15 protein-coding genes are annotated in these 15,472 nt (G+C 39.4%); 7 read left to right on the forward strand and 8 right to left on the reverse strand.

The genetic code is table 11. From position 1 onward, the window contains the following. Positions 1-266: 266 nt before the first annotated feature. Positions 267-2,204 carry an ATP-binding cassette domain-containing protein gene (locus FTU80_RS15490; protein ID WP_180086020.1) on the reverse strand — a complete coding sequence of 646 codons (1,938 nt, stop codon included), beginning with the start codon at positions 2,202-2,204 and terminating at the stop codon, positions 267-269. A gap of 196 nt (positions 2,205-2,400) precedes the next feature. On the opposite strand from FTU80_RS15490, the gene FTU80_RS15495 reads away from it, so the two are divergent. From FTU80_RS15495 to erpA, 4 genes are all read left to right on the forward strand, one after another. Next, positions 2,401-3,405 carry a putative solute-binding protein gene (locus FTU80_RS15495; protein ID WP_078194443.1) on the forward strand — a complete coding sequence of 335 codons (1,005 nt, stop codon included), beginning with the start codon at positions 2,401-2,403 and terminating at the stop codon, positions 3,403-3,405. Positions 3,406-3,662: 257 nt separating this feature from the next. Then, on the forward strand, positions 3,663-4,673 hold the full coding sequence (locus FTU80_RS15500; RefSeq protein ID WP_078194442.1) for a putative solute-binding protein: 1,011 nt from the start codon (positions 3,663-3,665) through the stop codon (positions 4,671-4,673). Positions 4,674-4,877: 204 nt separating this feature from the next. Continuing rightward, entirely contained in the window at positions 4,878-5,885 is a 1,008-nt protein-coding gene (locus tag FTU80_RS15505; protein WP_180086022.1) for a putative solute-binding protein, read from the forward strand. A gap of 134 nt (positions 5,886-6,019) precedes the next feature. Then, positions 6,020-6,355, forward strand: a complete 336-nt coding sequence (gene erpA, locus FTU80_RS15510; RefSeq protein WP_078194440.1) for an iron-sulfur cluster insertion protein ErpA — start codon at positions 6,020-6,022, stop codon at positions 6,353-6,355. A 68-nt stretch (positions 6,356-6,423) separates the two neighbouring features. Here erpA and FTU80_RS15515 read toward each other — a convergent pair whose 3' ends face one another. The 5 genes from FTU80_RS15515 to FTU80_RS15535 all read right to left on the reverse strand — a co-directional run bounded on the left by FTU80_RS15515 (position 6,424) and on the right by FTU80_RS15535 (position 11,504). After that, a complete protein-coding gene (locus tag FTU80_RS15515; protein WP_171263823.1) occupies positions 6,424-6,801 on the reverse strand; it encodes a hypothetical protein in 378 nt (125 codons plus the stop codon). Between the two features lie 119 nt (positions 6,802-6,920). Then, positions 6,921-7,874, reverse strand: a complete 954-nt coding sequence (locus FTU80_RS15520; RefSeq protein WP_180086025.1) for a matrixin family metalloprotease — start codon at positions 7,872-7,874, stop codon at positions 6,921-6,923. A 215-nt stretch (positions 7,875-8,089) separates the two neighbouring features. Next, the gene (gene dnaK / locus FTU80_RS15525) at positions 8,090-10,030 is read right to left on the reverse strand and encodes a molecular chaperone DnaK (protein WP_078194438.1); all 1,941 of its coding nucleotides are present in this window, start codon (positions 10,028-10,030) and stop codon (positions 8,090-8,092) included. Between the two features lie 120 nt (positions 10,031-10,150). Then, on the reverse strand, positions 10,151-10,690 hold the full coding sequence (grpE, locus tag FTU80_RS15530) for a nucleotide exchange factor GrpE (RefSeq protein WP_111885723.1): 540 nt from the start codon (positions 10,688-10,690) through the stop codon (positions 10,151-10,153). 565 nt (positions 10,691-11,255) lie between these two features. Further along, complete coding sequence (locus tag FTU80_RS15535; RefSeq protein WP_180086027.1) at positions 11,256-11,504, reverse strand: hypothetical protein; 249 nt, start codon at positions 11,502-11,504, stop codon at positions 11,256-11,258. 124 nt (positions 11,505-11,628) lie between these two features. Between FTU80_RS15535 and FTU80_RS15540 the strand changes: the two genes are divergently transcribed. Further along, positions 11,629-11,856, forward strand: a complete 228-nt coding sequence (locus FTU80_RS15540) for a hypothetical protein (protein ID WP_228144800.1) — start codon at positions 11,629-11,631, stop codon at positions 11,854-11,856. A gap of 182 nt (positions 11,857-12,038) precedes the next feature. Here FTU80_RS15540 and FTU80_RS15545 read toward each other — a convergent pair whose 3' ends face one another. Continuing rightward, the gene (locus FTU80_RS15545) at positions 12,039-12,608 is read right to left on the reverse strand and encodes a hypothetical protein (protein ID WP_078194437.1); all 570 of its coding nucleotides are present in this window, start codon (positions 12,606-12,608) and stop codon (positions 12,039-12,041) included. A 201-nt stretch (positions 12,609-12,809) separates the two neighbouring features. Here FTU80_RS15545 and FTU80_RS15550 point away from each other — a divergent pair, with 201 nt between their 5' ends. Then, positions 12,810-13,880 carry an alpha/beta hydrolase gene (locus tag FTU80_RS15550; RefSeq protein ID WP_180086029.1) on the forward strand — a complete coding sequence of 357 codons (1,071 nt, stop codon included), beginning with the start codon at positions 12,810-12,812 and terminating at the stop codon, positions 13,878-13,880. 63 nt (positions 13,881-13,943) lie between these two features. Here the strand turns inward: FTU80_RS15550 and FTU80_RS15555 are convergent, their stop codons facing one another. After that, positions 13,944-14,615 (reverse strand): acetoacetate decarboxylase family protein, encoded by a 672-nt coding sequence (locus FTU80_RS15555; protein ID WP_180086033.1) that lies wholly within the window; start codon positions 14,613-14,615, stop codon positions 13,944-13,946. Between the two features lie 101 nt (positions 14,616-14,716). On the opposite strand from FTU80_RS15555, the gene FTU80_RS15560 reads away from it, so the two are divergent. After that, on the forward strand, positions 14,717-15,286 hold the full coding sequence (locus FTU80_RS15560) for a peptidylprolyl isomerase (RefSeq protein WP_180005529.1): 570 nt from the start codon (positions 14,717-14,719) through the stop codon (positions 15,284-15,286). Positions 15,287-15,472: the final 186 nt, after the last annotated feature.

The following is a 15,472-nucleotide window of genomic DNA, read 5'->3' on the forward strand; positions in this document are numbered from 1 at the left end:
TATTTTTTTTGAATTCATTTACAAAATTAGGGTAAAGCGATCGCTGAATTTTTAGTTTCTTTACGAATAGAAATGCCTTAACGATGCAATAACCAGTTGGATATGAACATTCGATTTTTTAAATATTTTTTAGATTTATAGTGTGATTATTATTGTGAAGTATTAATAAAAAATCGCCGTGGAACATTTAAATTTCACGGCGATTGATTTTTTGAGCTTAAGTTAGGTTTTCTTAATAATGCAAATCTAGGGTTTTGCTTTTTAAATTAAGCCTCAAAACTACTTTCCATTTCTTCTAATTCCATCATTAATTCAAGCATTTGCTCTTCGACAGATTCAAGTTTGGCTTTTAATTCTGTTTGCTCATTCATAAGTTTGAGTAAGTCATCTTTACGACTGGCTTCATATAAAGCACTGTCTGCTAATAATTCCTCGATTTCGTTTAAGCGTGGCTGAATTTTGCTGATTTGCGCTTCATTTTTTTCAATGTTTTTACGAATCGGGCGGGTCAATTCACGCTGACGTGCAGCTTCTTTACGCTGCGCTTCTTTATCGACTTTGGAAATCGTTGGTTTAGTTTCAACTTGAGATTTGATGGGAATAGGGGCTTGTTGGCTATTTTTCATCATGTCGATTCGCGCTTGACGCAGCCAATCGGCATAAGCCACGAGGTCACCATCAAATTCGCGACATTTCCCATGATGTACCAATAATAATTCGTCACAAACACTGGCAATCAATTGACGTTCATGCGAAACCAAAACCACAGCGCCTTCAAAGTCTTGTAATGCCATAGTTAGCGCATGACGCATATCAAGGTCTAAATGGTTGGTCGGTTCATCTAGAATTAAAACATTGGGGCGCTGCCAAACAATCAAAGCCAAAGCCAATCGTGCTCGTTCACCGCCTGAAAATCCTTCACTTGGCGTATCCATGCGTTCGCCACTAAAACCAAAGCTACCTAAGAATGAACGTAATGCCGCTTCACTGATTTTTTTGTCAGCGATTCGAGATAATTGCAACATTGGGCTGGCATTGCCATCTAGAGCATCCATTTGATGCTGTGCAAAATAGCCAATATTCAACAGTTCCGAGGCTTTGCGTGTCCCTTGTAATAAGGGAAGATCACCAACCAAGGATTTAATTAAGGTTGATTTACCAGCACCATTCATTCCCAGTAAACCAATGCGACTGTTTGGGGTAATCTGTAAATTCACATTGGTGGCAATCAGTTTGTCACCATAGCCTATATCGACATGTTCCATTTGTAACAGTGGTGAGCTCATTTTGGTTGGCTCACGGAAACTAAAGGTAAATGGCGTATCGACATGCGCGGCAGAAAGTTCCTGCATGCGTTCTAATTGTTTAATACGACTTTGAGCCTGCTTAGCTTTAGTGGCTTTAGCTTTAAAACGGTCAATAAATTTTTGGAGATGTGCACGGGTTTCAAGTTGTTTTTCATAGGCTTGTTGTTGTTGTGCCAAGCGCTCAGAACGGGTGCGTTCAAAGGTTGAATAGTTGCCGGTGTAAAGTGTCAGCTCTTGATTTTCGATATGTAAAATATGATCAGTCACCGCATCTAAGAAATCACGGTCATGTGAAATCAAGATTAGTGTACCTTCGTAAGCTTTTAACCAATCTTCTAACCACAAAATCGCATCTAAGTCTAAGTGGTTGGTTGGTTCATCGAGTAATAAGAGGTCGGAACGGCTCATCAGGGTACGCGCAAGGTTTAAACGCATACGCCAACCACCTGAAAAGCTTGAAACATTGAGCTGGGACTGATGTTCAAAGAAACCCAGGCCGGCCATCAGTTGTGAGGCTTTGGATGGAGCTGTATAGCCATGGATTTCATCAAATCGGCCATATAAGTGTGCCAACGCTTCATTGTCTAATTGTTCTGGATGTTCAAGTTTATGTTGTATATCCCAATATTCCTCATCGCCTGAAAGAACGAAATCAATCGCTTTCATATCGAGTGCTTTGATTTCTTGTGCCATATGAGCGACGGTCCATACTGCAGGACGAGTTAAGGATCCGCCATCAGATTCCATTCCACCTAAAAGCGCAGAAAAAAGAGTGGATTTACCCGCACCATTTACACCGGTTAAGCCGATTTTCCAGCCTGGATGCAATTGCATAGATGCTTTTTGAAATAAAACACGCCCACCGCGACGAATGGAAAGTTGGTCTAACTGAATCATGGAACTAACTAAACAAGAAGAATGTGGGGCTATTCTAATGGATGGCTTTGCAAAAGAAAAAACAAAGCATCGCAACCATCTGAAAAAATGTGACAGATTCCACGTATTTAGGTATATTAAAAGGGCTATAGTATTAAAAAAATATTTCAAGTTGTTGTTTTAAATGGATTAATAAAACATATTGGGAATATAAGAAATGAGAAAAGGAATTTTAATTTTATCGCTTCTTTCAGGTGTGATGTCTGCACAAAGCTATGCCAATCAGAAGGTTTGTGTGTTCGATTTACTTGGAAAAGCAGGGGAATCTTATAAGCTGATGGAAGAGTGGTCTCTGGCTAGTAAGGCATGGGGAGCACAAGTTCAATTGATTTCATATCAAGATGAATCCAAAGTCGATAAAGATTTTAAAGAAGGGAAATGTGACGCATTTTATATGACCTCGATGCGGGCACGTGCGTATAACAAATTTGCCGGTTCGATTGATGCCATTGGTGGTGTACCGAACAATACCATCGCGCAAAAAGCCATAACCTATGTCTTAGATAAACGGAACAGTAAACGACTGATTAGCAATCTAGGTAAAGATAGTTATGAAGTGGCAGGGATCGGGCAAATTGGTTCAGCCTACATTTTTGTCCGTGATCGCAATATCAATAATTTAGAAAAAGCTGAAGGTAAGAAATTTGCCATTTTGCATTATGACTATGCGCAAAAAGTGATGGTCGACCGTGTTGGCGCTGTGCCAGTGATGTCAGAAATTTCTAATTTTATTCGCAAGTTTAATCAGGCCGAAGTTGAAATTGTGGCTGCGCCAGCTTATGCCTTTAAGCCACTCGAAATTTCAAAAGGCTTAGGCACTACCGGAGCGATGGTGAATTTTCCTGTGGTGAATGTCACGGCAGACCTGATTATTCGTAATAATAAATTCCCAGAAGGTTTTGCTGAACCTTCTCGGCAATGGTTTGTTAAGCAATTACCAAAAAGTTTTGCCATGGTGAAACGTATGGAAGCTGAAATTCCTGCCAAATATAAGATGAATCTCAGCAAAGATGATCAGTTGAAGTATCAGAAAATATTGCGTGAAGGACGGATGGATTTAACCAAACAAGGGATCTATGACTCCACTATGATGACGGTACTGAAAAAAGCCCGTTGTACGATTGAGCGAACCAATTTTGAGTGTTCAGTGGCGGGTGAATAAGCTTTTTTCTGTATTTCTTTGTAAATTTTGATGCAATCGCTGTAAATGTAAAAAGCCATTTTTGGAAAGATAAGATGATGATTATATTTATAATTTTACTTCATATAAAAAGTGATATACATCACAGAAAAACAGAATATGCCAAAATGACATAAATAAATGGAGTAAATGCTCTATTTTTTTTAAATTAACTTGCTTAATATCGGGCTTGTGTAAGGACACCTCTGAACCATAAAAAGATTTGAAAGGAAAATAGAATGAAAAAAACGCTCCTATCATTGGCTACGTTTGCTGCAATTGGCTTTGCTGGTTCAGCTCAGGCAGCAAAAGTAGATATCTGTGTATTTGACTTACTGGGTAAGTCAGGCGAGTCATATCAAATGGCTCAGGAATGGGCGCTTGCAGCAAAAGGCTGGGGTGCTGAAATTAACTTAATTCCGCGTCAAGACGAAGCAGTAGCCGACAATGATTTTAAAGCGGGTAAATGTGACGGTGTATTTATGACCGCAATGCGTGCCCGTCAGTACAATAAATTTGCAGGCTCTATTGATGCGCTGGGTGGCGCACCGAGCAATGCGATTGCACAACGTGCGATTACCTTTGCATTAGACCAACGTAATGCTGCAAAAATGGTCAGCAATCTAGGTGGTAAGAAATATGAAGTGGCGGGTATTGCCCCACTGGGTTCAGCATTCATCTTTGTCAAAGACAAAAAAATTGACTCAATTGAAAAAGCAGCAGGTAAAAAGTTTGCAGTTTTAGGCTATGACGAAGCACAAAAAATCATGGTGCAACGTGTCGGCGCTCAAGCTGTGATTTCAGATGTATCTAACTTTGTGGCGAAGTTTAATAATGGTCAGGTCGATATGGTGGGTGCGCCTGCATATGCCTACAAACCATTAGAGATCTATAAAGGTTTAGGTACCAATGGTGCGATGTTTAACTTCCCAGTTCTACAAGTGACTGCGGACTTTATTATTCGTCCTGACCAATTCCCAGCTGGCTTTGGTCAAAAATCACGTGATTGGTTTGTGAAACACTTACCGAAGAGTATCGCGATGATTAACCGTCTAGAAGCGGGTATTCCTGCGAAATATAAACTTAACCTAAGTGCAGAAGATAAAACCAAATATCAAAAATTACTGCGTGAAGGTCGTATGGATATGACGAAACGTGGCATTTATGATGCGGGCATGATGTCTGTTTTGAAAAAGGCACGTTGCTCTGTCGATAAAGCCAATTTTGAATGTTCACTTGGCGGCGAATAAGCTGATATTTAAAGAAAAAAGTCTGGTTTTATCCAGGCTTTTTTTTGCAAATTTACAGGTCATTCTCGCCATTGAGTGAGCAAAATATTCAGGTAATCTAAATTAAAATCGTGGGCTGTGAGTCAATTGAACCGAACTCAGCATGACCCAAAATTCAAAAAATGGTTAAAAAACAAAAACAGTAAAAAAACAAGGAAAGTCAGTATGAAACAATGGACAAAGGCATTGAGCGTTGCTGCTGCATTAATGGCGGTAAATGGCGTAGCTCAAGCGAAGCAAGTGGTATGTGTATTTGATTTGGTTGGTAAAAATGGTGATGTTTTTACCCTGATGAAAGATTATCAATTGGCGGCAAAAAACTGGGGCGCAGACATTGAGCTCCGCGTCGGTCAAAATGAAGCGGTGATTGCAGAAGATTTTAAAGCTGGTAAATGTGATGGGATCAGTGTTACTGGTATGCGTGGTCGCCAATTCAATAATTTTACCGGTTCTTTAGATGCCATTGGTGCGATTCCAGATTTGAAATTGGCCGTAAAAGTTATGCAAGGTCTTGCAAGTCCAACATTTGCTAAGAGCATGGTCAATAGTAAATATGAAGTGGCAGGTGTGATACCTGTTGGTGATGCCTATCTGTTAGTGAATGACCGAACTATTAATACTGTCGCTAAAGCAGCAGGTAAAAAAATTGCGGTGCTTGACTACGATGAAGCACAGAAAATTATGGTGCAGCAGGTCGGGGCTCAAGCGGTCAGTGCCGATGTAACCAATTTTGGCGCCAAATTTAACAATGGTCAGGTGGATATTATTGGTGCTCCTGCAGCTGTGTTCAAACCATTAGAATTACATAAAGGTTTAGGCAGCAAAGGCGCAATTGTCAATTATCCAATTTTACAAGTGACGGGAAATATTATTATTCGCCCAGATAAATTCCCAGCGGGGTATGGGCAAAAATCACGTGATTGGGTCAAAACACAATTACCTCGTGCATTCACCATTTTAGGAAAAATGAAATCGGAAATTCCAGCCAAATATTGGATGGATGTTCCAACTGCAGACAAAGCTGGTTATCAAAAAATGATGCGTGAAGCGCGTATTGATTTGACTAAACGTGGTATCTACGACAAGCGAATGATGAAACTATTATGGCAATTCCGCTGTAAACAAGATCCGAAAAACTTCGAATGCGCATTACAGGAAGAAAACTATAAATAAGTTTTAAATGAATCTTGAGAAAAATACTCTGATTTAACTTTAAACTGTGAAGACTGACCATATATTGAGTATGTTATACTTGAAATATGGTCTTTTCTTTTTAAAGACACCCCAATGACTCAGAGGAATCCATCATGAATGCTCAAGCACTTGTGCTGACTGACAATGCTGCCAATAAAGTACGCCAATTGCGTGAGAGTGAAGGTAATCAAGACCTTATGTTACGTGTATATGTGACTGGTGGTGGTTGTTCAGGTTTCTCATATGGGTTTAATTTTGCTGAAAGCCAAAACGAAGATGATGCTGAATTTATCAATGGTGATGTGAAGATGTTGGTTGATTCACTGAGCTATCAATATTTAGTTGGTTCAACAGTCGACTATATTGAAGGTCTTGAAGGTTCACGATTTGTGGTTCAAAACCCGAATGCGACAACCACGTGTGGATGTGGATCTTCATTCTCGATCTAATCGCGATGATGAATTGAGCCATAAAAAAGCCCTCATTTAGAGGGCTTTTTTAATGTTTAAAATCGATATTAGGCTTCAAATTTTAGTGCTTCTAATAGATCTAAAATTACGGTAGTCACGTCTTGAGTCAATTGATAATTATTAAAAATTTCATATGCCGTAATGGTGACATCGGTATCACTCGGAAGCAGGCGTTGTTCTTCTTCGATGAGGTCACGGATCGGCAATAGGGTTTGTTTGACCTGTAAATGCAAGACATCTTTAAACTCAAGATTTTCGTCTTCGAGCTCAATTAATTGCTCATTAAAAAAGGGTAAAAGTACCGCATGGAGATAAGGTTGAATGTCTGTAATATCAAAAATCTCAATATCACGGGTTTGTTCAATCGTGCTGATGTGGTCATTCACTTCAATTAAGATATGGTAGTAACTCACATTGCTCTCCACGGAAGATGTCATTGATATAAGGGGATTATTGCAGATCAACAATAACATGAAATGCTGATTTTTGTTGGTGAATCCTGCAATATCCTTATAAATTGTATGGTTTTTATGCTCAGGGCACACTAGCGATAATACAGTAAGCTTTGGTCTGCTGGCATCAGTTTAAAGTTTTCTAATTGTTGCGCGCCCAAGATTGGGTACATTAATGCAGCAGGGTCATTATGGTGAGATAAGCCGAGAGCATGTCCGAGTTCATGGGCAAGGGTGAGGCGTAAATCATCTTCGGCATCAAATTGATAAATATGAATCTGATCTCCCATAAAGACACCTTTATGAAACTCTCTTGCAGGAAAGCGCTGACTGGCTTGTATCACGCCTGCATTATATTGATCAATTTGCTGGTTATAGCTTGAGACTTGTTGATTAAATTGATCATTTTGCTGGTTATAGCTTGAGACTTGTTGATTAAATTGATCATTTTGCTGATTAAATCGATCTATTTCTTGGTCTAATTGCATTGCTTGTGCTTTGACTTGCGCAAGTTCTCTTTCAACGCGTTGCATATTGGGGCCTTGCACATGCTCGATTCGGCTCCAACTCATACGTTCTTGCGACAGCTGTACTATTTCAGCACGGATCATGGCTTGTTTTGATCGGAGCTGTTGCTCATTCATCTCCAGACCTTTTCTCGAATTTGCTAAGTTCTCGGCATATAAATCATTACGGGCTTTATCTGCGGCTAAGGTCTTTTGGACTTGCTTATAGGCATTGTATTGTTCTTGGCGATCATCATAAATTAGATGGATCGCCAGTTGTGCATTTGGGTCATAGATAAATAACGGTTTGAGTGTCCCTTTATGCCATATCTCTGCGGCTTCTTGGCTAAGTTGAATGACTTGTTGCTGGCTTAATCCAAAACGCGGATCGACATCAGCAACCCGATAACGCAGTCGGGTATCGAGAGGGTGTAAAAGTCGATCTGAAATTGAATTAAATTTCAGTTGAGGATGCTGCTTGGTTTGATAGATCCACCAAGTACTCAAAACGATGACAACAATAATTAAAATCAAACGCATAGCGTCGCAAAACTTGATTATTTTGCATTAATTTAACTGAAATTTAGCGCTATGCAAATCTAAGTATAGACAGATTGGCAGTCGAGAAGAATGTGGCTGTTTGAACTTTAGCGTGTTATTTGAATATTGCCTGATGCAGATAAAATCATCCACAAAAAAAACCGCGCTTTCGCGCGGTCTTTTTGAGCTTTGAAAGACTCAGTTAAAGCGACAAATTATTTTTTGTCATCTTTCACTTCAGTGAACTCAGCATCTACAACGCCGTCATCTGCTTTTTGAGCTTGACCTTCAGCGCCTTGGAAAGCGTTAGGATCAAAACCTTCAGCACCGCCTTGACCTTGTGCAGCTTCATAAGCACGTTGAGTGATCGGCATAATGATGTTTTGAAGTGCTTCAGTTTTCGCTTTGATTGCATCTACATCGTTTTCTTTAGTCGCTGCTTCGAGCTCAGCTACAGCAGCATCGATTGCAGATTTCTCATCAGCAGTTACCTGTTCACCAAGATCTTTTACTGCTTTTTGAGCAGAAGAAACAAGTGCATCAGCTTCGTTACGTGCTTTCGCTAATTCTTCAAATTTACGATCTTCTTCAGCATTCGCTTCAGCATCTTTGATCATCGCTTCAATTTCAGCATCGCTCAAACCAGAGTTAGCTTTAATTTGAATTGATTGCTCTTTACCTGTGCTCTTATCTTTTGCAGATACTTTCAAGATACCATCAGCGTTGATGTCAAATGATACTTCAATTTGTGGTACACCACGTGGAGCAGGTGGAATATCGCCCAATTGGAAGTTACCCAACAATTTGTTTTGTTGAGCCATTTTACGTTCACCTTGGTAAACTGAAATGTCTACAGCTGGTTGGTTGTCTGCAGCAGTTGAGAACACTTGAGATTTCTTCGCAGGAATCGTCGTGTTTTTCTCAATGATCGCTGTTAACACGCCACCCATTGTTTCAATACCAAGTGTAAGCGGAGTTACGTCAAGAAGAAGTACGTCAGTTTTATCACCTGAAAGTACTGCACCTTGAATCGCAGCACCCATCGCTACAGCTTCATCTGGGTTCACGTCTTTACGTGGCTCACGGCCGAAGAACTCTTGTACTTTTTGTTGTACAAGTGGCATACGAGACTGACCACCCACCAAGATTACGTCAGAGATGTCAGAGGTTGAAAGACCTGCATCTTTAAGTGCAATCTTACATGGCTCAATCGTACGAGCAACCAATTCAGCAACTAAACCTTCAAGTTTAGAGCGAGTCACATTGATCACTAAGTGTTTAGGACCAGTCGCATCTGCTGTGATGTATGGAAGGTTGATTTCTGTTGCATTCGAAGAAGAAAGCTCGATTTTTGCTTTTTCAGCAGCTTCTTTTAAACGTTGAAGTGCAAGCGGATCTTGTTTCAAGTTTACGCTTTGTTCTTTCTTGAACTCTTCAACCAAGTATTCAATTAATGCATTATCGAAGTCTTCACCACCAAGGAATGTATCACCGTTTGTAGACAACACTTCGATTTGTTGGTCGCCATCAAGGTCAGCGATTTCAATGATTGATACGTCGAAAGTACCACCACCTAAGTCGTAAACCGCAACTTTACGGTCGCCTTCTTTTTTGTCCATACCGAACGCAAGTGCAGCAGCTGTTGGTTCGTTGATGATACGTTTAACATCTAAACCAGCAATTTTACCTGCATCTTTAGTCGCTTGACGTTGAGCATCGTTAAAGTACGCAGGAACAGTAATTACCGCTTCAGTTACTGTTTCACCAAGGTAGTCTTCAGCTGTTTTTTTCATCTTTTTCAAGATTTCAGCAGAGATTTGTTGTGGTGCAAGTTTCTTGTCGTTTACATCAACCCAAGCATCGCCATTGTCAGCTTTGATGATTTTGTAAGGTACAAGGCCGATATCTTTTTGCACAGCTTGGTCTTGGTACTTACGACCGATCAAACGTTTGATTGCAAATAATGTGTTTTTAGGGTTAGTCACTGCTTGACGCTTAGCAGATTGACCGACAAGGATCTCGCCGTCTTTATACGCAATAATAGATGGGGTTGTACGAGCGCCTTCAGCGTTGTCGATTACTTTTACTTTGTCGCCTTCAAGTACTGCTACGCAAGAGTTTGTAGTACCTAAGTCAATACCAATGATTTTCGCCATTTGGATGTTTCCTCTAAAATTCTTTTACGATGTTTTCGCTTGTTATCCGATATGAGAGCCAATCAAAAATTTTCAAGTAATATTGGTTAAAATTTTTAATTCGTCTCAGAAAATTTGTCTTTATGCACCAACCATAACCATAGCAGGGCGTAATAGACGACCGTTTAAGCTATAGCCTTTTTGCAATACTGTCCCAATTTCATTCGATTTGGCATTTGGATCGATGCCCACAGCTTGGTGAAGATCTGCATTGAAACCATTTGCAGTATCCACAGCAACCACACCAAACTTTTCTAAAGTGCTGAGCAATGATTTCAGTGTAAGTTCTACACCTTCAGATAAACCTGATTTTTCATCACCTGCCGCAGCAATCGCGCGTTCAAGGTTATCAACTGACTCAAGCAATTGTTTTGCAAATTTTTCCAGCACAGTATCTTTATGCTTTTCAGATTCGCGTTGAATGCGTTCTACACTTTTTTGCGCTTCATATACGGCATTTGCAGTACGTGCTTTTTCAAGTTTTAAGCTTTCTTCTAAATTGGTGATTTGTGCTTGTAAATCTTCAACTGAAACTTCAGCTTGCTCGTTTTCAGCTTGAGTTTGCTGTTCTGCTTGCTCTTGTTGAAGATCTTGAGCGTCTTGGTTTTGCTCAGTCGCCATTGATTTACTCCGTTTAAATGGGTTCTTAAACATGTTCAGTCCTTATAGCTGTGCGTTCAAACGACATCGATGCGTAACTGCCATGCGTTTTGAATTCATGATTAATAAAAGAAATCGGGGCAGGGTATAAAAATTCAAGCGAAGTCAGCGATTAAATGCAATTTTTTATTCAAATAAATGGTTTTTCAGCAAAATATCGACTGCAAAATTAAATTCTATGAAAATATAAATTATTGATTTGAATGTATAATCATATTTTGATCGGATTTATAGATTTTCATCATAAATTTTAACGGTTTCTCTTTGTGCCTGAAAATTTTCATAATTTATCTATCGGAAGTGACCATATCCACTGGAGAGAGGGATATGGTGACTACCTCTAGATTTTAGAAACACTTTTCCATGCTGATTTCCCAAGAATCAGCATTTTTTTTTGCCTCAAAAAATAGTGGTTAATATTTATACATAAAAACTCTTAGTATCAGTTTTATTAAATATTTCACAAAAAATGATCAGCACAGTATTCTTTGTCTCAGATTCTATCGCTGTAGTTTCTTAATTTATTTCAAATGTGTTTTTCATGGCCTGCTTCTCTCATAAGCAGGCTTTTTTTTGCATGAAATTTATAAAAACAGCCACTTAAGTAACTGAGCTGCAAGTTTTGTTGGACTTTGTTGTATTCAAAAGCTGAGATCACGCTTGATTTAAAACTATTTATATTTATTTTATTAATAAAAAACAAAGCACTTGAGTTAAATAAATGATGTAAAGCCTCAATATAAAAGAAAACTGCTTGATTAATAAAACATTTCATAAGCTGTACCGTGTCTCGTACAAAGTACAACTTAGAAGGTGAGAACTTCACAGAATTATTTTCCATTATGACTCGGGCAAAGTTGAGCTTTGCTTTTAATGATTCAATGAAGGAAATAATGAAGATGAAAAAAATTGGTTTATTCGCTGTCGCAGTTTTAGGTTTTGGTTTAGCTGCGGTAGGTTGTACTTCTCAAGAAACTGTAGAATCTCCAGAAACCGCACAAGTAACGTCTGCAACTGAAGCATCTGTAACGACAGAGCAATCGGGTGCTGTGGTTCAAGCAGATCCATCAGCTCAAGGTGCTGAAGTTCAATCTGCGCCTGCACCGCAACCTACAGTTCAGCAATAAGATTGTTTAATGCTCTCTGACCTGTAACAACAGGCAGTCAAGAATAGACAGAAGATAGGATGCCTCTTCTGTCTATTTTCTTTTCTATTGCTTTTTTTTACCTTTTCTATTTTTAGTGAACGAAAAAAAAGCCCATCATGTAGATGAGCTTTTTACTTTTAACCGATCTGCAAAAACAACAATTAACGGCGATTTTCCCACGCGCGACGACGTTCTTCAGCCGCTTTACGTTGTTGATCTGATGCCTTTCTTAAATCTTGAATATTTTTTTTGCGCTCTTGCTCAATTTGTTTTCTACGATCTTGACTGGCTTTACGGCGCTGTTCTTCTAAGCGCTGACGCTCTTTGCTGACTTTTTGACGATCTTGTTCAGCACGTTTACGACGTTCAGCTTCAGAGTATTTACGCTGTTGTTCTAGACGTTGACGTTCGAGTTCGTTTTTACGACGATCCCACTCTTGTTGATTTTTACGATTCTGTTCCCAGTTACGCTGGTCAAGTTGCTGCTTTCTACGTTCGAGCTCTAAACGATTACGTTGTTGTTGCTGACGTTCCCATGTACGGCGGTCTTGTTCATAACGACTGTCATAACGGCGATCATAACGATTGTCATAGCGTCGATCATTATGATCATAACGGCGGTCATAACGTTGATCATAACGTCCATCGTAGTAACCATCTTCAGGGAATGCTACGCAGCCTACAGCCAAAAAAGCAGTCGCAAAAGACAGAAGGATGATCTTTTTAGCCATGGTGAGTATCCTTTATCGAGAATGGGTTAGCATAATCAACCCATAAAACTTGGGTAAATTGTCAATGACAACTCTATAAAAGAAGATTAGCTTAACTAGGTCTGTACTATGTATGTCGATGTTGAGACTTATATGTGAATATGGTCACATTTGACCTAGATCATGTAGAAAGTATGAAGAGCATAATTCGAAGGATAGAGCATGTTTGCATTGAACGAATCACTTAAAAATATGAAAGATAAAGGCCAAGGTACGGCTGCTCGGTTACTTGATCGTCTTCCTAACTTTGCCAAAGAAAGCCTCGCAAAACGTCTCGATTATCCGTTTATTTTTCCAGAATTAGATCCGCTGGTGAAATGCATGATGGCGGCTCAACTCAAGCAAGGTAAGTCAGGCTTTGTGACCGAAGACTATGTGAAGTCTCGTAAATTATTTGATTTACAGATGGAGTCGATCAAGACCAAGCCGACCTTTGTGAAACAAGTGCAAGATATACGTCTACCTTTACAAAGTGCTACGCTGTTTGCGCGTCATTATCATCCTGCTCCAAATAAAAAATTACCGATGATCGTGTTCTATCATGGTGGTGGTTTTGTGGTGGGTGGTCTAGACACGCATGATGAAGTTTGTCGTTTATTGGCCGTGCATGCCAAAGCACAAGTTTTAAGTATTGATTATCCTTTAACACCAGAAGCCAGCCCAGCTCAATTAATGCAAAGCTGTGAAGATGCCTTGGCTTGGACTTATCAAAATAGTCGTCAGTTAAAAATTCTAAAAAATCGAATTGCGGTGGCAGGGGATAGTGCAGGCGGCAATATTGCTACCGCAGTTGCGCAGCGCAGTGCTCAGAAAGTTTTTGCCCCGCAAGCTCAGCTATTAATTTATCCTGTGGTGGATTTCAAAAGTCGCCACCCATCTTTCTATGCGTATAAAGATGGTTTGGTTCTGACTGAAAAAGATATTGATGTCGTAACTGCTTTATATGCGGAACAACATGCAGTGGCCTTAGATGATCCATTAATTTCACCAACCTATGGAAAATTGGCAGGTATCGCACCCGCGTATATCGTGACGGCAGGGCATGACGTTTTACATGACGAAGGTGAAATTTATTCGCATAAACTCCGTCAGCAAGGGGTAAAAGTGTTTTATCAAGAATATACCGATCAAACCCATGGCTTTATTAACTTAACCCCGGTTTCGCACCGAGCTAAAAAATACGTGATTGAGATCAGTACGAAGTTCCGTAAATTTTGGGATAAACGTAGTTAATCATTCCTTTATATAAAGTAAACCCAGTGTTTCACGTGAAACACTGGGTTTTTATTTATTGGGTTATTTATCTTGGATTTTTGCAGCAGGAAAAACGAGGCTAAATTCTGGGACATAAAAGCTTTGCAATAATCGTGCTTCAGAAAAATTTGGAAAAATGTCCTGTGTGTTGTGCCATTCTACCTGTTTCAGTTTAGAGAGCCGTCCGCGAAACTTCGGTGAAAATTGATAACGCTTACCTTCCCACGCTTGTCTGATTTGCAACATCGCTACAGGGATATGATGACTATTAATATAGAAAGAACGCTGTGAACGTGATTTTTTTAAACGGATCTGCATTTTGTGTTGTTCAACTTCTATAGTACAGACCACTTCATTGTCATGTTGTTGCCATTCAAACTTTGCCAACTCTTTAGGAATACCCCAGAGTTTTTGGCCATGAATGACAGAGATATCTGTCGAAACATAAATCTTAGGTATCGAACTTAACCTTTTCTTACTCCATAAAGGGTGATCTAAAATCAGTAATTCGTCATAAGGACCCACAGGCGAATCATGATATCGGACCAATAACACCTGAACCACACGACCCAAAGCTGATGTCGCTAAACGGAACATCTGCGCTTGTTGGATAAAACTCGGAGAGATCCAATAATTCAAAATAAAAGCATCGCCACGCAGTTGCCAAGGCGGTAAATGTGTCAATGGAGTGTCCGACGGTATTATTTGCGTCATCATTGTTCTCGTTTTAATAATGGCAGAATAATTACTTTTTAATCATCAAAGACTAATATACAGTCAATAACAAGTACGAGATCAACCAGAAGAGTTAGCAAATGTTAAAACAGATTTTATTTACAGCAGCACTTGGCTGTGTGAGCTTAAGCAGTTTTGCTGCCAATACTATTGTCGAAATGAAAACCTCTCAAGGCAATATTGAAATTGAACTATTCAATGACAAGGCACCTATCTCAGCAAAAAACTTTGAAAGCTATGCAAAAGAAAAATTTTATAACGGTACAATCTTTCATCGCGTGATTCCTGGATTTATGGTTCAGGGTGGGGGCATGGATGTCAAAATGCAGGAGAAGCCAACAAAAGCGGCTATTAAGAATGAATCTAGTAATGGCTTGAGCAATAAGCGCGGCACATTGGCAATGGCACGGATGAATCATCCTGATTCAGCAAGCAGTCAGTTCTTTATTAATGTTGCAGACAATGACTTTCTCAATAAAAGTGCAATGAATGCGGGATATGCTGTTTTTGGTAAGGTTACTAAAGGTATGGATATCGTCGATAAAATCGTAAAAGTTCCAACTGCGAACTATGGAATGCACCAGAATGTCCCTGTAAACCCAGTGGTTATACAGAGTGTGGTGATTAAAGCAGCACCTGTGAAAAACTAAGCACACAAAATAGGAAAAAATAAATACATGATATTTGTAATAAATATCATGTATTTATGTGAATAAAGTGTATTTTTTGAACCATAATGGTGCATAAAAATAAAACACTCGTATTCTTTGTGAGTGAAAAGCACTTGCACGTGTAAGAAATTGCCCTATAATGAGCACCATACCGACGAGATAGAT

Origin of the sequence: Acinetobacter sp. YH12145, from assembly GCF_013418335.1 — a bacterium.
Classification (GTDB): domain Bacteria; phylum Pseudomonadota; class Gammaproteobacteria; order Pseudomonadales; family Moraxellaceae; genus Acinetobacter; species Acinetobacter amyesii.